Consider the following 19,565-nt stretch of genomic DNA (forward strand, 5'->3'; position numbering starts at 1 on the left):
AAAAGAGAATTAGGATGAAAAATAAAATTTTATTACCGTTTGCTTTAACGGCATTGGTTGCAGCGCTCAGTGGCTGTGGCGGTGAAAGTGCAAATGTGAATCCTGAAATTTATGATACCAGTACGACCAATGGTACTTGTAAAAGTAATACCGAAGGCTGTGTTGAGTTCGTTTTAGATTATCCAATTGAAGGTCTGAATTTTAATTGTTCGAGCGACGTTAAAAATACCTACATTACTTTATTTGATCTAAAAGAAGGTGTTTCGACAGGTGCTTGTAAGATTGGCGATACGGTAACTTTCTTTGTCCAAGGTGAAAAATCACGTCGAATTGATTTGGGTAAAGTAGATTTGAAGCAAATTTCCAATGTAGCCAGTGGTACGACACCTCCACGCTTGACCTTATTGGATTTGGCAGCTGGCATCGTGGGTAAACCTGCTGCAACGATTGCAAATACCGACGCAACGGTTAAAGTGGCCATGCGTTTGGCTAAAATTATTCAAGCCTTGGCTTTGAAAAATAACAGCGCAGTTACAGCTACAGATATCCAAGCGGTTTATATCAACAATGCAGATAAAGTATTGATTGATCAAATCACTCGAAATGTCGCGACAGCAGATTTCAGTATCAGTTCAGATACGGAATTTAATGACTTGTTTACACCTTGGCTAGACCTGTCCGAAGTCAGCAATGAAAATGCATTTACCTTAGTTTCAAAACTCATGAATATCTCAACGGCTGCGGTATATCAGCCTGAGTTTGCGTTATTTTCAACTGATGGCGTAATTACCAATGCCAGTGGTTCAAATGGACTGGTCGGCTGTGACAAAAATGAATGTTTGCCGACCGATAGTTCAAAAGTCAATTTATTTGGTCATTTCATGTTAATGACGGACCGCCAAGGTATGACTTTTGGTAGTGGTTTACAGTGGAAGGGCAAAGTTGATCAACAGTTGAGTACCATTGGTGGTGTGAATGTCTTGCTCTTGACACAGGTACGACCAACACGTTTAACAGCAACGCCACAGGACAATTGGATTGATCCGCTTACCAAGCAAATTGATAGACCTGGCATTCTGGGTTTCCGTTTTGATGCAGAAGAAGCCAACTCTGGCCCTTTGATTATTAAACAAGGGACGCTACTTGCTGACAAAATGGTGGTCGGTACAGGTGGAAGTTTATATAAAACGTTAATGGCTAAAAAAGATGATTATGTTCTGACGGCCGATGATAAGAAAAAATTAGGTCTTTGGGAGCAAAACATTAACCAAGTGCAATTTAAAGGCACGATGGATTTATACAAGCTTTATCCGCTGTCGTATTTAGACAAAAAAGTCTTTAAGTCTGTTGAAAATGTTGCTGCTGGACAAAATTATATCTTCCCCTTGTATGCAGATTTAACCTTTAAATTTACCGATACTTCGATTAAAACAGTGAAATTGGGTGTGGTGATTGACCGTAATGGTGATATTCGCACAAATATAAAATCTGGCGTGCCAGACGATGTATTTACTCGTCAAGATAGCCAAATTGTCGACTTGTCTACACACGCGACGGAAGGCTGTAGCGGAAAAGATGTGCTTGACCCACTGTTAATGAAAGATGACAAAGGTGTACAGCAATATCGTATCGGAACGACAACCCGTACCTTTACGCCTGAAGGAAATATCAATCCAAATACCATTTCGATTCGTATGATTTTAGCTGACCCATATTTCCATACGCTTGATGGCGCGCTGATTGGAATGAACTCAAGTGTGAAAACTTCAGCGGATACATCAATGGTTGTAGGCGGTGCTTTAGTGCAGTTACACAATATGATCAATGCCAATGCAGGCACACGTCCCTCTGGCGTTGCGTTGACGGATTCGGATAATAAAGTGGTGAAGTGGGGGAATAGTTTGGCCAGCTTTAGTTATATTTATAGCTTAAAAAATCCAAATGATACAGCTGCGGCTCAAACGGCGAAGTTAAGCGGTGGTGATATTTCTTTAGAATTGGCTCCTTGTTACACCATCAAGGCAAAATAATCGTCAAATATGAGTAAAATAAAAAAGCCCATCAGTGATGGGCTTTTTTAATATTGAGAGCAGCAAATTAACCAGTGTGATCGAGTCGCGTACCAAGGGTTTCGAGATGCATTTCAAACTGACCTGTTTTGCGGTCAGCAAAATAATGCCGCAGCGTTCTTTCCACACTTGGAAAGGCTAAATCATCCCAAGGAATATCTTCTTCACTAAACAATCGTGATTCAATGGTTTCATCACCCGCACCAAATTCACCATTGATTAGTTCAGATTTGAACAAGGCATAAATTTGCCCAATACGGGGAATGTTATACATGCAATATAGTTGCTCAATGTTGACTTCTGCTTCGGCTTCTTCGCGAGTTTCACGCGCTGCACCTTGCTCCATTGTCTCATAGAGTTCCATATAGCCAGCGGGTAATGTCCATAGCCCATAACGTGGCTCAATCGCACGACGGCAAAGTAAAACTTGATTGTCCCAAACGGCTAAAGCACCACAAATGACTTTAGGATTCACATAATGAATAAACCCACATGCGGTACAAATACGGCGTATCTGATGATCTCCAAGCGGGATCGCTTCTTTTGTTTTTTGTCCGCAGTTTGAGCAAAAGTTCATATTCATCGTCATGGATTGTGTGAACCGTCAGAATAACTTAAAAATAAAACTTTGGCATCATTTCTAACCAGCTTGGCCGAAATTCAGCTATGATGAAAATAAGATAATTATAAGGATGTAATGTGGATGGATGAGGGTTTATTGACTCAGCGATTGCAGCAAAGTTTACGTTTTTCTAAGCGTATTCAACCCGCGCATGCTGCTGTATTGATTGCGATTACCCAAGAAGATAATCCACGTATTTTATTGACCCGCCGCTCACTCTATATGAATAATCATGCCGGTGAAGTGTCCTTTCCCGGTGGCAAACGTGATGCCCAAGACACCAGTAATATCGTGGTGGCGTTAAGAGAAGCCCAAGAAGAAACCGCTCTAAATCCATTTGATGTGCAACTTTTGGGTGATTTGCCAATGCAAAAAGCACGGAATGGGATGTTGGTTAAACCGATCGTGGGGTTGATCCCGCCTGATGTAAATTTGATACCTCAACCCACTGAAATTGACCGTATTTTTTTTGCATCATTAAGACAGCTTTTAGAAACACCGCCAACGCCATATGAAGTTCGTTTTGCCCAGCAATCGCTTTATTTTCCCAGTTTAAGAATCGAAAACGAAATCGTATGGGGCTTGACTGCACGGATGTTGATTTCCTTATTTCAATATGGTTTGAATTATCAAAAAGAATGGCCTTTTTTATTAAATTCTCCTTCATTTCATTTGGGCCGTGAGCCATAAATCATTTTTAGAAAGTCAAAATAGGATGTTTGATCATGTTGTACAAATTTCAAGGATATAGCCCGAAAGCCACGCATCAACCTTGGGATGGTTGGGTTGCAGAAAATGCAACGGTCATTGGGCAAGTTGAATTAGGCCGAGAAGTGAGTGTCTGGTTCGGAGCCGTCATTCGAGGGGACAACAGTCGTATCAAACTGGGTGATTTTACCAATGTACAAGAAAATGCGGTGTTGCATACCGATGCAGGCATTGAAATGACCATTGGCGATTATGTCACGATTGGGCATCAAGCCATGCTACACGGATGTACCGTAGGTGATAATAGTCTGATTGGAATCAATGCCGTGGTCCTAAATCATGCCGTGATTGGTAAAAATTGCATCATTGGTGCGAATGCTTTAATTCCAGAAGGGAAGGTGATTCCGGATAATTCTGTTGTGATGGGTTCACCGGGTAAGGTTGTTAAGACTTTAGATGAACAAGCGGAAGCACGTCTAAAAATGAGTGCCATGCACTATGCCGCTCATTTTAAACATTTTACTCAACTCGAAGTCGCTGAACTTTAGAACGCTATACATGGCAAGCAAAAAAGCCTCGAAGTTTGTCGAGGCTTTTTTATGGATTAAATGCAGAAAGCGCTGTGTCTGAGGTGGAAAATCTCGCGAACTGCGATGGAGTGGAGTATCATATTCAACGTTTTTTAAGATTAACTTTAATTAAGGTTGCGCATGAAATTACTGGCATTGGAAACTGCCAATGAGCAGTGTTCCGTCTCGATTGTAGATGAAACTCAAGAGCTTTATTTTCAACTCGATTTACGGGCAAAAGCGCAGACGCAAACCATTCTCCCAATGATTGAGCAAGGGCTTAATCAAACTGCTATTGAGTTAGCGAATTTAACTGCGATTGCCTTTAGTCGTGGGCCTGGCTCATTTAGTGGTGTTCGTATTAATGCAGCGGTAACACAAGCCTTGGCATGGGCCAATGACGTACCTGTTGTTCCAGTATCGACTTTACAAGCTTTGGCTCAAGCGGCGCATCGTCTACATGGTTTGACTGAAGTAACGGCAGTCCTTGATGCTCGCATGCAAGAAGTGTACATCGCCAGTTATCAACTCGATGCCAATGGCATTATGCAAGCTGTAGATGAAGAACAACTATTAAGCTACGCAGATGCCACACCACAGATCAAATTTACCGTTGTGGGTTCTGGTAGTGAGCTCATTCAATCAGAACAAACACAATACAAAGACTTAAGTGCAACAGCACAAGATATTGCTACTATTGCCCGCGAAGCGGCGCAAAGAAAAGCATGGGTGAGTGCTGAACTTGCATTGCCCGTTTATTTACGAGATAACGCCTGGAAGAAAATTTCAGAACAAGGCAAGCCATAATTAGGGTTATATATGGATCTTCTACTGCTGCTCAAAGCGGCAATCATGGGTATTGTTGAAGGTATTACCGAATTTTTACCGATTTCAAGTACAGGGCATTTGATTCTAGCCTCAGAATTAATGAACTTCTGGACCAAAGAAAAAAGTGATGTTTTCGTGATCGCGATTCAAATGGGTGCGATTGCTGCGGTAATTTATGAATACTGGGGCCGCCTGTGGGGCGCAGCAACCGGTATGGTGACGGGTGAAGAAAAAGGTCGCCGTTTAGGTTTTGGCTTAATTCTCGCTTCGATTCCAATCGTGTTGATTGGTTTGACGTTTGGTCAGACGGTGAAAGAGCTGCTGTTCAATAACATTGCGATTGCTATGGGGTTGATTATCGGTGGTTTGATCATTATTTGGATCGAAAAAAATCCACCGCAAGTGCGTGCCAAAGAAGTAGAAGATTTAACCATTAAAGATGCGATTTGGATTGGTTTAATTCAAGTTTTATCTTTAATTCCTGGGACTTCACGTTCAGGTGCAACTATTATTGGTGCCATGTTCTTAGGGGTTTCTCGTAAAGCAGCCACTGAGTTTTCATTCTTTTTGGGTATTCCGGTTATTGTCGGTGCAGGTTTGCTGGATTTATATCAAAGCTATGATGTATTTCAAGGCACTCAAGATTGGACTGTGATTGCAGTCGGTTTGATTGTTTCGTTTGTCTCTGCATTGATTTTAATTCGTGCGCTTGTCGCTTATGTGGCAAAACGTGATTTCATGATTTTTGCGTGGTATCGAATTGTTTCAGGTTTATTGATTTTATTGTTCGCATTTACAGGCTGGAAATTATGGTAAGCGAAATCCGCTTATACACAGAACAAGAGTTTCATGAGAAAGCACAGCAGTATTCTGCTGTGCTTTCTTCACGTGGTGTATCTGTAAATATTGAATTGATTGAAAAATTAAACGCGCGTTTTTTACGTTTAAACTCTGAACTCAGTTTGTGTGTCGATGCAGATGGTTTGTGGTTAGCGGCCAATGGCATGAAGATGCAACCCGATTGGAAAGCAGAAGTGGGGCGTTTAAAGCGAGCATCCTTAAAGTCTGAGATGATTGCACGTGCGTGTAATTTGGCTGAAAAACCACAGCTTGTAGATGCAACCGCAGGGCTAGGGCATGATAGTTTATTGATGGCCCATTTGGGTGCGCATGTGACCCTTGTGGAACGTCATCCAATTTTATTTACCCTATTGGAAGACTCACATCAACGTGCGCAGCAAGATGCATTTTTAAGTTCGGTTGTAGCTCGAATTGAATTGGTCTTTTCAGATTCGGCAGATTATTTGAAACATTTGTCGACGACCAATCAAATCTTTGACGTGGTTTATCTCGATCCGATGTTTCCGCAGCGAGATCAAAACCAGCAAGCCGTCAAAAAGCAAGCTCAGGTCAAAAAACAAATGCAATTATTGCATTTGCTGTTACCTGAAGATGGTGAAATGGATTTAGGTGATAATTTACTGGATTTAGCACAAAAAATTGCTAAACGTGTTGTGGTTAAACGTCCACGATTGGCGGTTTTTTTAGCGAATCAAGAGCCGCAACATCAGTGGCAAGGTGATGCTTGTCGCTTTGATGCATATTTCCAACATGATCTTGTGACTTAAAATGATATTTGCTTCAATATTGTTCAAAGATTTGTTATATAGTTAAAAAATAGCATTGCTAAAAACGACATCAGGCATAAAATTATTTGTGCAATTAAGCGAGCCAAGGCCACCATCAGAACTCTATGATTGATTTCAAACCCTCCATCAATTTTTGGCATGATTTTAAAAGCAACCAAACTGCGGGGATGTGGTTATTTTTGGGGTCTCGTCGTTCTTTACAAATCGTTCGACCATCGATTTTACAATTGGTGTTTTGGGGGATTTTAGGTGGTTGTGCCAACAGTTTATTTAGTTGGCTCAGCACGGGGCGTATTGGCGAATTTAATGCCCAAGGTCTCATTAGCTACGCATTGTGGCCATTTATTGCTTTAATCGTGGGGATTTTCCTGTCACAACGTGTGAATAATCCACGGTTAATGTTGGTCCCAGCATTGCTTTGGTTGGTGCTTGATACGCACATCATGTTGTTTCAATGTTTGATTCAATATTTGGGAGATCTCGATTTTCTTCCATACTTCTTGTACGACTACATTCCAACGTTATTCATTATTCTATTTGTTTGGCAAAGTCTGGCTGTCGTTTGGGTATTTTCACGTGAGCTGAAATGGCCATGGTGGGAGCGGGCACTGATTATGGGTGCGACGCTATTTACTTTGGTCGTGTGGCAAGTCTCAGTCAAAGATCAGCCGATTTGGAAAGTAGAAGAAGTTCCACCAAGCTTTGCTGAAGATGCCTTCTATGCACAAAGCCGTTTGCTCAATAAGTCTTTAGACGCAGTGGAATATGGTGAGTTTGCCCAATCCCATTGGTACTTCTTAGGGGTGGCGGGTGCGAGTTATCAAGATGTCTTTAAACTGGAAATTGAACGGATTAAAGAACAATTTGATACACGTTTTGGCACCTATGGGCGTTCGGTTGAACTTATCAATAACCCTGCAACGCGCACTGAAATTCCGCTAGCATCTAAAACCAGTATGGAGTTGGCGCTGCGCCGTATTGGTCAGCAGATGAACCGAGAAAGTGATGTCTTATTTTTATATATGACCTCACATGGTTTACCGAATGTCTTTGAAATGGAAAATGCACCTTTGGATTTGGCGCAAGTCGATCCTAAATGGTTAAAAGAAGCCTTGGATGCATCCGGAATTCGTTGGCGTGTAATTGTGATTTCTTCATGTTATTCAGGCAGTTTTATTCCAGTGCTACAAAATGATAATACTTTAATCATTACTGCATCGGCAGCAGATCGTCAGTCTTTTGGCTGTTCGAATGAAGCTGAATACACCTATTTTGGCCGTGCGTTCTTTGATCAGGCGATGCGTGAGCAGACCAGTATTCAAGCGGCATTTAATGAAACCAAAGCGACTGTAGCGAAATGGGAAGCAGCGCAAGGTTTCGAACCTTCTGAACCGCAGTGGTCGATGGGGAAAAACATGGCATTAATGTTGCCTCAATTAGAACAACGATTGTTCCCGCCGACGACTACTGCACCGGCTACGACGGTTACGCCTTAAAAGATAAAAAAAGTTTAGGATAAAGATCATGGAATTAGTACAACGAAATACTTGTTTTGCGGGTGAGCAGCGCATTTATCAATTGGATTCTTCAAGTCTAAAAAACCCAACAAAGTTCGGTATTTTTCTGCCGGAAGCAGCCTTGCAAGGCCAAGCGTGTCCTGCATTGTTTTATTTGGCGGGATTAACCTGTACTGAAGAAACCTTTGCCATTAAAGCGCATGCACAGTGTTTAGCTGCGCAGCTCGGCCTGATTTTAATCAGCCCTGATACTTCTCCACGTGGGGAACAGGTGGCGCAAGGCGATCATTGGGATATTGGGCAAGGCGCAGGCTTTTATATTAATGCAACGGAACAACCTTGGGCCGAGCATTATCAAATGGAACGTTTTATCACTGAAGAATTGTATTCGTTGGTACAGGCTGAATTTCCGGTACAAAAGGGTGCGATTGGCATATTCGGACATAGTATGGGCGGTCATGGTGCATTAACTTTAGCGTTGAAGCATCCTGACCTGTTTAAATCGGTTTCTGCTTTTGCACCGATTTGTGCGCCGAGTCAGTGTCCTTGGGGCGAAAAAGCCTTTAGTCAATATCTAGGTTCAGACCGTCAGCAGTGGCTTCAGCATGATGCTACAGCTTTAGTGCAATCCAAAGGGGCTTTGTTTAAAGCCATTTTGATTGACCAAGGCATTGATGATCAATTTTATAGCCAGTTAAATCCGGCGTTGTTTCAGCAAGCGTGTGAGCAAGTTGGGCAGCCACTCGAACTGCGTGAACATGCAGGCTATGATCATGGTTATTATTTTATTCAAAGTTTTATGGATGATCATTTGCAATTTCACGCTGTCCAATTGCAAACAGTAGTTCATTAATCTAAAAGCCAGTAGTTAAAAATATTGAGGCATAGCTTGCTTTGATATACGTATAAATAAAGCATGGTGATGAGCATTGCCATGCAAATGAATAAATTCGACATACCAAAAAAAATAATTTAGGGTACTTATGCAAAATTCACAAATGGAAACGCCGCTTCCGCCAGAGCTGCCCGTGATGAATCCACCGAGTCTATTTGGTGAGACAGAACAGGCTGATGTTTTGGGAAGAAATTATCATTTTAGGTTTAAAGGTAATGCGTCTGAATATTTCGGTATTTGGATTGTGAATATCTTACTGACGATTGTCACGCTTGGACTTTATGCGCCTTGGGCAAAGGTCCGCCGTTTACGGTATTTTTACGGTAATACTTGGGTGTTTCAGCGTTGTTTTGACTTTACCGGTTTGCCTACAAAAATTTTAGTCGGGCGAATCATTGCGCTAGTGGTCTATGGTGGTTTCTCTTTTGCTATAAATTATTCTTGGGAAGCTTTCTTAGCGGGCTTTGTCCTAATCTTCTTTGCGGTTCCTTGGCTCATTCGATCTACGATTCGCTTCCGTGCCCGTAACAGTAAGTTTAGTAATAGCCGATTCTTTTTTTCTGGGACGAATAAAAGCGCGTATTGGTGTTTTGTCAAATGTCTTGCGGTGGTTGTCTTTACCCTTGGATTGTTTACACCAGTTGCGGTCTGGCTATATAAACGTGAATGTCTGAATCATTTGTATCTGGGGCAGTTGAAATTTAATCTGAATAATACGTGGGGCGATTATATGCGCGCCATGTATGTGCCTTTATTTCTGTTTATGGGCTTTGGTGCATTGCTGGCAGTAATCTTTGCAATACTGTTTGGTAGTTCAGATGGTTTAAATGACGCATCTTATGTCTTCATTATTTTTGGTATGTATTTGATTGGCTATATGTTTATTTGGCCACTCACAGCTGCACGTATTTTTATTACCACTTGGAATAACACCACGTTGAGCCGCAGTCAGTTTCATACGGACTGTAATCAATGGCGCTATGCATGGATTGTCTTGAGTAATTGGTTGGCTAAAGTGATTAGCCTCGGTTTACTGACACCATGGGCAGTTGTGCGACTATATAAATATCAGACGGAATCTTTGCATTTAATGTTGGTCGATGATCCAGACCAATTACAAAATCAAATGCAGCAAGATCACAATGCAATTGCTGAAGAATTATCCGATATTTTTGACCTAGATATTTCCTTATAACACAGGTGAATTACATGAAAACATCAGTAGTGAATGCAACCTATTATGATGGGAAAGTGTCAAAACCCTTTGTTGCTCAAATCAGCGCAGATGGGGAACATGCCGTGATTGTGCGTTATGGTCAAGACCTAGAACAAACGCAGCATTACACCTATCAAGATATGACGCTGATTGGAGCGTTAGGTGATATTCAGCCAGTGATCGAGTTAAAGGACGATGCTCGTTTAGAGTTTCATCAACCCTTGCCGGAGTGGTTTAATCTCGATGTGAAGTCGCGTTGGCATTCGATTTGGAAATTAGAGCGTTCACCTTCTCTAATCATTTTTAGTGTGATTTTTGTGGTGGCTTTTGCTTTTGTCTTGATTAAATGGGGCATACCTGCGGCGTCACATGTGGTGGCCAATCAACTGCCTGAGACCGCTTTAACGAGTTGGGGCGATCAGGCGGAAAAATATATTATCGATATGACTGAACCTACAAAATTGCCACAAGCACGCCAAGACAAACTGAAACAAGAATATCAACAATTGGTGGCTGAAAATCGTCCTGCGAAGTTGTTATTCCGCGGTGGTGGTAGCATCGGTGCAAATGCATTGGCGATACCCAATAACACCATTATCGTGACAGATGAGTTGGTTAAATTAGCGAAAAATGATTATGAGCTCATAGGTGTGCTTGCACATGAGCAGGGGCATTTAGTTCAACGCCATAGTTTGCAGCAAAGTTTGTCAGGTTTAGGCATCAGTATTATTTTGTTGATGATTACAGGGGATGGCTCTGACATTCTCACCAGTTTGCCAGTGGCTGCGGTGGGTGCGAGTTACTCACGAGACTTTGAATCAGAAGCAGATTTATATGCCTTAAAACAACTTTCAAAACATCAAATTCCAACGGCACATTTTGCAAACTTCTTACAACGTATGGAAGATGAAGCTGATGGTGAAACAGCAAAAGAGAAAGGTACAAGGGATGAAACTGCCAAAGATCAGAGATCTTGGACAGACTTCTTTGAGTCACATCCAGCGACGAAGGCTCGTATTGATGCAGTTAGAAATTATCAATCACATCAGCATTGAGTGAAAGGCTTTGACAATATGGCGACGTAGACTACGGTTCGCGTTGCCATGTTGCACTGAGTTCTTCTTGTCCCATGCGGATTAAATGATCTAAAACCACATGTTCCAATTGATCTAGATTTGCACTTGGATCTTGGGCTGAAATTACTACATCTAAAAAAGCAGCTTGTGGTAAAAGATTGACCTCTGCAGAGGGTAGTTGAATCTTGAATGCAGTATTTTCTCCAATGAGCTGTTCATTGACTTCAAATTTATGTTTCCAATGATTGACTAGGCGTTTAGCAACACGCGCTGCTTGGGCGGTGGTGATGTGTGTTGAACTTTTCATAGATGCAATTTTATTGTTAAGTCGTCAGTCCTTTAACTTAGCAAAGTACATAGATGCCCGTTAAGTCTAAAAATGCAACGCTGTGTTTCTATCCCTGAGATCTTTATCCATATTAATCACTGATGTTACGCACGCAAAAAATAATTTTGCATTTTTAAAATGATATTTAAGTCAATTCGACTGAGTCTTACATCTAGGGCTTAAATAAAGGGATTAGCCTTCGGCTGGAGGTACTCTTACGAAACGATGATTCTCATTAGGCAAAATGAGAAGCGAAGCTTCGCAAGGAAACCATCTTGCAGAGCAATGCTCCTCACCGCAAAACTCGCTTTCTAGCGTCTATTTAATTAAAGTATTGCAAAAACATTTTTGATTAGAAGTCGTGCTGTCTCAAACAATTGCGGATGACGTTACCGCGTATCGTTCTTTTATTTGAATCAAATTTCGGTTCTGATGTTACTGCGTAATATCAGTTCATCCTAGGTTTCTTTATTATAGAGATCTCAATCATCGGCATCGAAAAAACGACTAAGGGCATGGGCAGCGAATAGGGGGACAATTTGTTATAATGCGTCAATCACTTCCTTTTCAAAGCTAGGTTTTTCATGTCCAAGCCATTCTTAATCGCACCTTCAATTTTGTCAGCAGACTTTGCGCGCTTAGGTGAAGAAGTTGAAAATGTTCTAGAAGCAGGTGCAGATGTTGTTCATTTCGATGTCATGGATAATCATTATGTACCGAACTTAACTTTTGGTGCGGGCGTTTGTAAGGCATTGAAAAAATACGGTATTAAAGCACCGATTGATGTACATCTAATGGTTTCACCAGTAGACCGTATGATTGGTGATTTCTTAGACGCTGGTGCAGATATCATCACTTTCCACCCAGAAGCGACTGACCACATTGACCGCTCTTTACAGTTAATCAAATCTGGCGGTGCGCAAGCAGGCTTGGTGTTTAACCCTGCGACACCTTTGCATTATTTAGACTATGTTTTAGATAAAGTTGACCAAGTCTTGTTGATGAGTGTGAACCCTGGTTTTGGCGGTCAAAAGTTCATTCCAATGACTTTAGAAAAGCTGCGTCAAGCACGAAAAATTATTGATGCTTCAGGCCGTGATATTCGCTTAGAAGTGGATGGTGGTGTTACCCCAGCCAATATCCGTGACATTGCTGAAGCCGGTGCAGACATGTTTGTTGCAGGTTCAGCGATTTTTGGTAAGCCTGATTATAAAGCTGTGATTGATGACATGCGTTCTGAGTTGGCAAAAGTGCATGCTCAAGAGGCTTAAGCCTTTGGGTATAAGTTATTCATGGCTTGTGGATAACTATATGGATAACCGTATGGATATCTGTGTAGATAACTATATGGATAACTTGGATAAATTATAAACGATTATGCATCAATGGTTTAATAATTAGACGTATTAAGTATAAAAAGGACTCAATTGAGTCCTTTTTTTATGGGGTAAAGTGTTTGAAATGCTGTATGTTTATTAATCTATGGTAAATAATTAATCAGTTTAAAAAATAACTTTTATGTTTTAACTGGAAGATATGCGCTGATTTTTATGACAGCGCAATAAATTTAAAACTGTTGTGAATAACTGCACAATTAATTATGCTGTTAGCAACTATTGAGATACGCTGTGACTGGCAAAACACATCATCGATCGCACTAGCTCGTGCTTTTAGATATTTCTGAATGTATCGTTCATGATGGATAAATAGGTCGAGCTGAATGTCATGTTGATACGAATGTCATGTGATTGAGTTGAGTCATAAATAACATCATCATGGTGTTTCATGCGGATTTCAGCTGAGCTGATCGCGTGATGTTTTTAAAGATGTGTTAATAGGGACATGTTGTCACAGTGCATCATTGGGTTGAATTAGGGTACTAAATTGTTCAATTTTTTGCGTAAGCATCTTGGCTTTGTTTGGCTCATGGCGTTCGTCATGGGGTGGAGCAGTGTGGTCAGTGCACAGCAAAATTTTCAACATCAACAAATGATGACTGCGAATGCCCATCAGGCATCATTTCATGCAGCACATACTGATCCTTCACATTTAACTATGGCAAATTGCCATCAAAATCAGCGGCAAGCTGTTCCTGAGCATGCAGCACATCATGGCAAGCAAGCAACACCTGACGTCATTTCAATGATGGACTGTCATCAATCTTTAGATTCGCCATCTGCACTGCAAGATGGTCAGGTGCATCATTCAACAACACAAAGTACAGACTGTCAGGACTGTACACTCGCACATTGCCAAATCAGTACCTCTTATCTCGATAGCGCATTGGTTGCATTGCAAACCGTCAATGTGCATCTTTATGCAGAACCTCCTCGTTTTATTTTTGCTGGACAGCATTTAAAAGGCTTTTGGCAAGAAATTCTAAGACCTCCGCAAGCTTAACCTGAGTTTTAAATACGTTTTTTCGTTATTTTATAAAGGTTAAGTCATGTCTAATTTATTTAAGTCAGGCCTCGTGCTCGGGGTGTGTCTGCTGTCTCCAACGTGGGCGTTTGCAGCCATTAAAGAATATCATCTGAATATTGATGAAAAGACCATCAATTTGACTGGTAAAGCGGTCAAGAAAATCAGTGTCAATGGTCAGTTTCCAGCCCCTTTACTGGAGTTTGAAGAAGGCGATGATGCGGTCATCTATGTGCATAATCAGCTCAAAAAACAAAATACCTCGGTGCATTGGCATGGTCTATTGCTGCCCGGTTTAATGGATGGTGTACCCGGCTTTAATGGTTTCAATGAAATTCAGCCGGATGGTAGCTTTACTTATAAATTTAAAGTCCGTCAAAGCGGAACGTATTGGTATCACGCGCATTCCAAAGGCCAAGAACAAGACGGATTGTATGGCGCTTTGGTAATTTATCCGAAAGGTAAACAAGCACTTGCCGTACATGAACAGACGCAACGTGATTATGTGGTCATGCTGTCGGATTTTCATGAATCATCTAGCGCTCAGATCATGGCAAATTTGAAAAAGTCTGCCGAATACTATCAAAATCAACGTGAAACAGTTTCAGATGTATGGACGCAAATTAAACGAACGGGTTTAAAAAACACTTGGCAAGATCATTCGATGTGGAATCAGATGCGTATGCTGAAAACGGATTTGTCTGATGTCACGGGTTATACGTTTTTAGTGAATGGCAAAACACCACAGCAGAACTGGACGGGGATGTTTAAGCCCAATGAAAAAGTCAGACTTCGTTTTGTAAATGCTGCGGCTATGTCGTTTTTTGATGTGCGTATTCCTCAGCTCAAAATGACGGTGGTCAGTGCAGACGGTCAAGCGGTCAAACCAGTCGATGTTGATGAATTCCGTATTGGTGCAGCGGAAACCTACGATGTGATCGTAGAGCCTAAGTCTGCGCATTATCAGATTGAAGCTGAATCGATTGATCGGACAGGATTTGCGATAGGCACTTTACATGATGAAACGCAGCCTCAGCACTCAGGCATTCACATGCCAAAAGCTCGACCACGCGCTTTGTTGACCATGGAAGATATGGGCCATGGTTCAATGTCAGGTATGGATCATAGCAATATGGGACATACTACTACAGGCTCAACCCAAACTTCAGCAATCCAGCAAGCGAATGCTCATGAGCACAACGCGCATACTGAAAATCAGTCAAAGATTCAGCCGAATCAAGTACATGATCATGCCGCTATGGGACATGACATGGACCATTCCCCAGTGACTGCACATATTGCTATGCAACATCCAGACATTCATAAACAGAACATGTCAGATACGGCGCATGCCAATATGGATCATAGTGTGATGGATCATTCATCAATGAACCACTCTTCAATGAACCACTCTTCAATGGATTCATCCATGAAACATGATACGCATGCAGCGATGGATCATGCACAGTCTAAAGGAGAGATGCATGCAGTTGAAAATTCAGCAACGGTTATGGGTTGGGCCAATGCTTCAACACCTGTCGGTGATAAGGCCTTGCAATATAGTGATTTAAAAGCGTTAACCCCGCAGCCTGATACACGTGAAGCGACGCAAGATTTGGTTATTCATTTGGGTGGAACGATGGAACGCTACATGTGGACCATGAATGGCAAAAAATTCAGTGAAGCCGAACCACTGCAGGTGAAATATGGTGAGCGAATTCGATTGAAATTTGTCAATGACAGCATGATGGCGCATCCGATGCATTTACATGGCATGTTTATGCAATTGGAAAATGGGCAAGTGTCTTCTGAAATGCCAAATAAACATACGGTGATTGTGCCGCCGGGGAAAACTGTCACGGCTCTGTTAACGGCCAATGAATTAGGGGAATGGGCGATTCATTGTCACTTGCTGTATCACATGTCTGCAGGGATGATGAATAAACTTGTGGTCGCAAATGTCGCGGAGAATACTAAAACAGCATCTGTGCCGAAAAAGGAGGTGTCTCATGCGCATCATTAAACCATGCACATATACAGTACTGGGTTTAGCTTTGGCATCTGTCACTCAAATGACCATGGCGCAAGATGCACATCACAGCATGCTGATGTCAGCTCAACATGAGTCGCATTCCTCACATGATTCGTCGCATCAAGAGATACAAACAGCGATTGAATCGAGCCAGATGGAGCATACTGCAGAACATGCAGAACATGCAGAACATGCAGAACATGCAGAACATGCAGAACATGCAGAACATGCAGAACATGCAGAACATGCAGAACATGCAGAACATGCAGAACATGCAGAACATGCAAATGTATCATCTATTGCGTCACGTGCTGCTTCTGCGCAGCATCCTGTTGATCATAAGCGTGAACATGGTGGACAGATTTATCAAGCGACTGAGATCGACAGTCGATGGCTCAATAATGCCGATGGTCGTGGAAGTTTAAAGACTGAAATTGAGAGTCGAATCGGGACCGATGAAAATAAGCTCTTCATCAAACTACATGCCGATAAAGCAGAATCTCAAGACGCTGATTATGCGGCTCAAGTGATGTATAGCCGTATGATCTCTGACTTTTGGGATGCGCAAATTGGCGCACGTTATCGTGTCGATGAACATCAAGTGACGGACAAGGAACAGTTAGATGCTGCGGTGGGTCTGCATGGTCTGGCACCTTATTTCTTTGAAACCGATGCTTATTTATATCTTGGTGCAGAAAAACAGGTCAGTTTTTCTTTAGAAACCGAACGTGATCTGCTGCTGACGCAAAAATTGATTTTAAAACCGTATCTGAACCTAGATGTGGTGCTGAGTGATGATTCTGCCTATGCACAAAAAACAGGACTCAGTGCTGTATGGCTAGGGCTAGAAACACGCTATGAAATTAATAAAAAGTTGATGCCATTTATCGATGTTGCTTACAGCTATGAAAAAGGAAATCAGCATACGGCATGGCAAGCTGAAACTGGAAGTGAAAAACAATGGTGGTATGGCGCAGGTGTACGTCTGAAGTTCTAATCGGCGAATAGACCAAATAAAGAGGGCATCATCAACAGGTTTTGGTGATGCCTTTTTTATTTCTGAATCTGTCCTTTGAACAGACATGCTATGTTTTGGCGCAATTCATCTGCACAAGTTTTTTCCTTAACGGAATAACGCCCTGAATTTGGTCAAAAAATGTAAAGACTGCACTAAAATTCAGCATATTTGCTATACTGAGACAATATTCGGAGGAACGACCTCCCTTACATCTTTGATCAAAGCCAGTAAGAAAAATCGTCAGGACGACCTGACTCTACTAATATGGAGGAAGGCATCATGGCCTGGGTTGTTCTAGTATTCGCTGGTATTTTTGAAATCGTTTGGGCCTATTCGATGAAGCTCTCAGAAGGCTTTACAAAACTTGGCCCAAGTTTAGTCACTTTATTTTTTATGATCCTGAGCTTTGGTTTATTGGCCTATGCCATGAAAACGTTGCCTCTGGGAACAGCTTATACCATTTGGACAGGAATCGGCGCGATTGGCTCATTCCTCGTGGGTATTTTTATACTCGGTGAGCCTGCAACTGCCATGCGGATGTTAGCCGCAGTACTGATCATTTCTGGTCTAATCTTGATGAAATTATCTTCAAGTTAATATGTTCTAAAGCACAGAGGTAAAAGCCTTTTGTGCTTTTTTTATGGGTAAAAATATGGCTTGGGTTTTATTAATTGTAGCGGGATTGCTTGAGGTGGTCTGGGCATATTGTATGAAAGTCTCTGAAGGCTTTAGCAAACTGACGCCAAGTATTTTGACCATTGTTTTCATGATCGCAAGTTTCGCTTTGTTGTCTTATGCAATGAAATCCTTACCGCTGGGTACAGCATATACAGTGTGGACAGGCATTGGTGCAGTGGGTTCATTTATCCTCGGCATCGTTGTATTGGGTGAGCCTGCCAATGCCATGCGTATGCTAGCTGCGGTCCTGATTATTTCAGGACTAGTCTTGATGAAATTATCGTCCTCCTGAATAATGAAGTGCTGCGATTTTGAGCTTGGAGTATCTCATGCAACTTTCATATCAGTTTTTAGATTCACCCGTTGGACAATTAAAACTTGTTGCACATGAAACCGCATTGGTGGCTGTCCTTTGGGAAAATGAAAATCCAAATCGTGTGCGATTGGCGGCTTTGGTTGAAGATCTACAACACCCGATTTTGCTCAAAACCGCACAGCAATTAAATGAATATTTTGCAGGTAAAAGACAGCAATTTGACTTGCCGCTAGACTTTGAAGGCACCGCATTTCAGCAACAAGTTTGGCAAGCTTTACTGACGATTCCTTTTGGAGAAACTCGCAGTTATAAACAAATTGCAGAGCAAATCGGCAATGTCAAAGCCGTACGTGCTGTCGGTGCAGCCAATGGTAAAAATCCAATTTCAATTATTGCACCTTGTCATCGTGTCGTGGGCGCAAATGGAAAATTAGTGGGTTTTGCGGGTGGTCTAGAAAATAAAGAAATATTGTTAAAAATTGAGAAATTACAATAAAATAGAAAATATACTTATTTAAAATAATGAATCAAATTAATGAATATTTCTCAAATCTTTGCACCCTTCATTTCGACGTTGTGGTGGCTAATTCCATTGTTACTGATTGTGGGGGCAATCAAAGCATTTAAACCTTATTTAAAGGGGAAAATGGGGGAGTTTGCTGTCGCCGTTCATGTCAAACTTTATTTGAAAGACCATTATATATTGTTAAATGATTTGACCTTACCAGATGGCGAAGGAGCTACAACTCAAATTGATCATCTTCTTTTAAGCCCATTTGGTGTGTTTGTGATTGAAACTAAAAACTATAAGGGCTGGATTTTTGGGAGCGAGAGACAAAAACAATGGACGCAAAAGATTTATAAAAAAAGTTTTAAATTTCAAAATCCAATTCACCAAAATTATAAACATATGAAAGTGTTAGAACAGGTGTTGAGCGATATTGTGGATAAAGACAATATGCATTCTGTGATTGTTTTTATGCCTGAAGCAGTGTTTAAAACAGAGATGCCGTCGAATGTATTTCGGGGTGCAGCTTGGGTGGACTATGTTCAAACCTTTCAGCAACCCGTGGTCTCTGAAATGAAACTTAAACGAATACAGTTGCGTTTAGAAAAAGAAATTTTAGAAAAATCGTGGAAAACAAATCGACAGCACGTTGAAGATTTAAATCAACGGCATAATTCATAAACTTCCTGTATGCTGTGGATTGTGAACAGTATCTGACTGATAAAAATAGACGGACAATAACAATGAACGACACGCTTCAACATCTTTATGAATCGACTTTAGATCATCCTGAGCAATACCAAGACTTTTATCAGCAACTTTTAGCCAGCCAAGTATATTGTTTGGGTGAGCGTGATACAGAGCAGCATTTACATTTTCAATTGATGGAAACGGAGCAAGGCGAGCAAGCCATTCCATTTTTTCTGAGTCTTGCGATGCTTCAACAGGATGTTGGTGCAGATGCAGAGTTTGTCATGATCAGTGCTGAAAAATTATTTGCGATTACCAAAGGCGCAAGCTTGGTGATGAACCCGACTTCGGAACATCCTAAAGAGTTCTTGGCAGATGAGATCGACGCAATTTTAGAGTTTGCCAAACAACAAAGCCTTTGAACA

At 41.4% G+C, this 19,565-nt stretch carries 21 protein-coding genes; 19 read left to right on the forward strand and 2 right to left on the reverse strand.

Annotated elements, in window-relative coordinates; genetic code table 11:
• The first annotated feature begins 14 nt into the window (after positions 1–14).
• Positions 15–2,030, forward strand: a complete 2,016-nt coding sequence (locus FTT72_RS02900) for a hypothetical protein (protein ID WP_180177838.1) — start codon at positions 15–17, stop codon at positions 2,028–2,030.
• 67 nt (positions 2,031–2,097) lie between these two features.
• Here FTT72_RS02900 and FTT72_RS02905 read toward each other — a convergent pair whose 3' ends face one another.
• Positions 2,098–2,646 carry an NUDIX hydrolase gene (locus tag FTT72_RS02905; RefSeq protein WP_078192366.1) on the reverse strand — a complete coding sequence of 183 codons (549 nt, stop codon included), beginning with the start codon at positions 2,644–2,646 and terminating at the stop codon, positions 2,098–2,100.
• Between the two features lie 126 nt (positions 2,647–2,772).
• Here FTT72_RS02905 and FTT72_RS02910 point away from each other — a divergent pair, with 126 nt between their 5' ends.
• The 9 genes from FTT72_RS02910 (at position 2,773) to FTT72_RS02950 (ending at position 11,128) form a co-directional block, all read left to right on the forward strand.
• Positions 2,773–3,381, forward strand: coding sequence for a CoA pyrophosphatase (locus tag FTT72_RS02910; protein WP_078192365.1), 609 nt, complete (start codon positions 2,773–2,775; stop codon positions 3,379–3,381).
• Between the two features lie 35 nt (positions 3,382–3,416).
• Complete coding sequence (locus FTT72_RS02915; RefSeq protein WP_078191181.1) at positions 3,417–3,947, forward strand: gamma carbonic anhydrase family protein; 531 nt, start codon at positions 3,417–3,419, stop codon at positions 3,945–3,947.
• 162 nt (positions 3,948–4,109) lie between these two features.
• On the forward strand, positions 4,110–4,775 hold the full coding sequence (gene tsaB, locus FTT72_RS02920) for a tRNA (adenosine(37)-N6)-threonylcarbamoyltransferase complex dimerization subunit type 1 TsaB (protein ID WP_180177839.1): 666 nt from the start codon (positions 4,110–4,112) through the stop codon (positions 4,773–4,775).
• A 12-nt stretch (positions 4,776–4,787) separates the two neighbouring features.
• Positions 4,788–5,612, forward strand: a complete 825-nt coding sequence (locus tag FTT72_RS02925; RefSeq protein WP_078191179.1) for an undecaprenyl-diphosphate phosphatase — start codon at positions 4,788–4,790, stop codon at positions 5,610–5,612.
• Complete coding sequence (locus tag FTT72_RS02930; RefSeq protein WP_218945800.1) at positions 5,606–6,424, forward strand: class I SAM-dependent methyltransferase; 819 nt, start codon at positions 5,606–5,608, stop codon at positions 6,422–6,424. Before FTT72_RS02925 ends, FTT72_RS02930 begins: the two co-directional genes overlap by 7 nt.
• Positions 6,425–6,549: 125 nt before the next feature.
• Entirely contained in the window at positions 6,550–7,941 is a 1,392-nt protein-coding gene (locus FTT72_RS02935) for a C13 family peptidase (RefSeq protein WP_180008554.1), read from the forward strand.
• 28 nt (positions 7,942–7,969) lie between these two features.
• Positions 7,970–8,815: an S-formylglutathione hydrolase gene (gene fghA / locus FTT72_RS02940; RefSeq protein WP_180177840.1), complete on the forward strand. Its 846-nt coding sequence runs from the start codon at positions 7,970–7,972 to the stop codon at positions 8,813–8,815.
• Between the two features lie 130 nt (positions 8,816–8,945).
• The gene (locus FTT72_RS02945; protein WP_180021429.1) at positions 8,946–10,052 is read left to right on the forward strand and encodes a YjgN family protein; all 1,107 of its coding nucleotides are present in this window, start codon (positions 8,946–8,948) and stop codon (positions 10,050–10,052) included.
• A 14-nt stretch (positions 10,053–10,066) separates the two neighbouring features.
• A complete protein-coding gene (locus tag FTT72_RS02950) occupies positions 10,067–11,128 on the forward strand; it encodes a M48 family metallopeptidase (protein ID WP_180021427.1) in 1,062 nt (353 codons plus the stop codon).
• A 31-nt stretch (positions 11,129–11,159) separates the two neighbouring features.
• Here FTT72_RS02950 and FTT72_RS02955 read toward each other — a convergent pair whose 3' ends face one another.
• Entirely contained in the window at positions 11,160–11,456 is a 297-nt protein-coding gene (locus FTT72_RS02955) for a DUF2218 domain-containing protein (protein WP_168378512.1), read from the reverse strand.
• Between the two features lie 605 nt (positions 11,457–12,061).
• On the opposite strand from FTT72_RS02955, the gene rpe reads away from it, so the two are divergent.
• From rpe to FTT72_RS03000, 9 genes are all read left to right on the forward strand, one after another.
• Complete coding sequence (gene rpe / locus FTT72_RS02960) at positions 12,062–12,748, forward strand: ribulose-phosphate 3-epimerase (protein ID WP_168378513.1); 687 nt, start codon at positions 12,062–12,064, stop codon at positions 12,746–12,748.
• A 613-nt stretch (positions 12,749–13,361) separates the two neighbouring features.
• A complete protein-coding gene (locus tag FTT72_RS02965) occupies positions 13,362–13,877 on the forward strand; it encodes a hypothetical protein (protein WP_180177841.1) in 516 nt (171 codons plus the stop codon).
• Between the two features lie 46 nt (positions 13,878–13,923).
• Positions 13,924–15,921: a multicopper oxidase domain-containing protein gene (locus tag FTT72_RS02970; RefSeq protein ID WP_180177842.1), complete on the forward strand. Its 1,998-nt coding sequence runs from the start codon at positions 13,924–13,926 to the stop codon at positions 15,919–15,921.
• The gene (locus FTT72_RS02975; RefSeq protein WP_180177843.1) at positions 15,908–16,927 is read left to right on the forward strand and encodes a copper resistance protein B; all 1,020 of its coding nucleotides are present in this window, start codon (positions 15,908–15,910) and stop codon (positions 16,925–16,927) included. Before FTT72_RS02970 ends, FTT72_RS02975 begins: the two co-directional genes overlap by 14 nt.
• Before the next feature lie 300 nt (positions 16,928–17,227).
• A complete protein-coding gene (locus tag FTT72_RS02980) occupies positions 17,228–17,545 on the forward strand; it encodes a multidrug efflux SMR transporter (RefSeq protein ID WP_078191168.1) in 318 nt (105 codons plus the stop codon).
• Between the two features lie 55 nt (positions 17,546–17,600).
• Complete coding sequence (gene sugE / locus FTT72_RS02985) at positions 17,601–17,918, forward strand: quaternary ammonium compound efflux SMR transporter SugE (RefSeq protein WP_078191206.1); 318 nt, start codon at positions 17,601–17,603, stop codon at positions 17,916–17,918.
• A gap of 37 nt (positions 17,919–17,955) precedes the next feature.
• Positions 17,956–18,438 carry a methylated-DNA--[protein]-cysteine S-methyltransferase gene (locus FTT72_RS02990; RefSeq protein ID WP_168378519.1) on the forward strand — a complete coding sequence of 161 codons (483 nt, stop codon included), beginning with the start codon at positions 17,956–17,958 and terminating at the stop codon, positions 18,436–18,438.
• Between the two features lie 39 nt (positions 18,439–18,477).
• Positions 18,478–19,131, forward strand: coding sequence for a nuclease-related domain-containing protein (locus FTT72_RS02995; RefSeq protein ID WP_180177844.1), 654 nt, complete (start codon positions 18,478–18,480; stop codon positions 19,129–19,131).
• A 62-nt stretch (positions 19,132–19,193) separates the two neighbouring features.
• Positions 19,194–19,562, forward strand: a complete 369-nt coding sequence (locus tag FTT72_RS03000; protein ID WP_180023108.1) for an SseB family protein — start codon at positions 19,194–19,196, stop codon at positions 19,560–19,562.
• The last annotated feature ends 3 nt before the right edge of the window (positions 19,563–19,565 follow it).

The sequence above is a fragment of the Acinetobacter sp. YH01005 genome (assembly GCF_013420465.1).
Classification (GTDB): domain Bacteria; phylum Pseudomonadota; class Gammaproteobacteria; order Pseudomonadales; family Moraxellaceae; genus Acinetobacter; species Acinetobacter amyesii.

Bases quoted from the DNA above. Each gene is read 5' to 3' on its own strand.
- FTT72_RS02905 (WP_078192366.1), bottom strand. From the start codon at position 2,646: ATGAACTTTTGCTCAAACTGCGGACAAAAAACAAAAGAAGCGATCCCG.
- FTT72_RS02910 (WP_078192365.1), top strand. From the start codon at position 2,773: ATGGATGAGGGTTTATTGACTCAGCGATTGCAGCAAAGTTTACGTTTT.
- FTT72_RS02925 (WP_078191179.1), top strand. From the start codon at position 4,788: ATGGATCTTCTACTGCTGCTCAAAGCGGCAATCATGGGTATTGTTGAA.
- FTT72_RS02995 (WP_180177844.1), top strand. From the start codon at position 18,478: ATGAATATTTCTCAAATCTTTGCACCCTTCATTTCGACGTTGTGGTGG.
- FTT72_RS02945 (WP_180021429.1), top strand. From the start codon at position 8,946: ATGCAAAATTCACAAATGGAAACGCCGCTTCCGCCAGAGCTGCCCGTG.
- FTT72_RS02930 (WP_218945800.1), top strand. From the start codon at position 5,606: ATGGTAAGCGAAATCCGCTTATACACAGAACAAGAGTTTCATGAGAAA.
- FTT72_RS02980 (WP_078191168.1), top strand. From the start codon at position 17,228: ATGGCCTGGGTTGTTCTAGTATTCGCTGGTATTTTTGAAATCGTTTGG.
- rpe (WP_168378513.1), top strand. From the start codon at position 12,062: ATGTCCAAGCCATTCTTAATCGCACCTTCAATTTTGTCAGCAGACTTT.
- FTT72_RS02955 (WP_168378512.1), bottom strand. From the start codon at position 11,456: ATGAAAAGTTCAACACACATCACCACCGCCCAAGCAGCGCGTGTTGCT.
- FTT72_RS02950 (WP_180021427.1), top strand. From the start codon at position 10,067: ATGAAAACATCAGTAGTGAATGCAACCTATTATGATGGGAAAGTGTCA.
- FTT72_RS02970 (WP_180177842.1), top strand. From the start codon at position 13,924: ATGTCTAATTTATTTAAGTCAGGCCTCGTGCTCGGGGTGTGTCTGCTG.
- FTT72_RS03000 (WP_180023108.1), top strand. From the start codon at position 19,194: ATGAACGACACGCTTCAACATCTTTATGAATCGACTTTAGATCATCCT.
- FTT72_RS02935 (WP_180008554.1), top strand. From the start codon at position 6,550: ATGATTGATTTCAAACCCTCCATCAATTTTTGGCATGATTTTAAAAGC.
- FTT72_RS02975 (WP_180177843.1), top strand. From the start codon at position 15,908: ATGCGCATCATTAAACCATGCACATATACAGTACTGGGTTTAGCTTTG.
- tsaB (WP_180177839.1), top strand. From the start codon at position 4,110: ATGAAATTACTGGCATTGGAAACTGCCAATGAGCAGTGTTCCGTCTCG.
- FTT72_RS02915 (WP_078191181.1), top strand. From the start codon at position 3,417: ATGTTGTACAAATTTCAAGGATATAGCCCGAAAGCCACGCATCAACCT.
- fghA (WP_180177840.1), top strand. From the start codon at position 7,970: ATGGAATTAGTACAACGAAATACTTGTTTTGCGGGTGAGCAGCGCATT.
- FTT72_RS02900 (WP_180177838.1), top strand. From the start codon at position 15: ATGAAAAATAAAATTTTATTACCGTTTGCTTTAACGGCATTGGTTGCA.
- FTT72_RS02990 (WP_168378519.1), top strand. From the start codon at position 17,956: ATGCAACTTTCATATCAGTTTTTAGATTCACCCGTTGGACAATTAAAA.
- sugE (WP_078191206.1), top strand. From the start codon at position 17,601: ATGGCTTGGGTTTTATTAATTGTAGCGGGATTGCTTGAGGTGGTCTGG.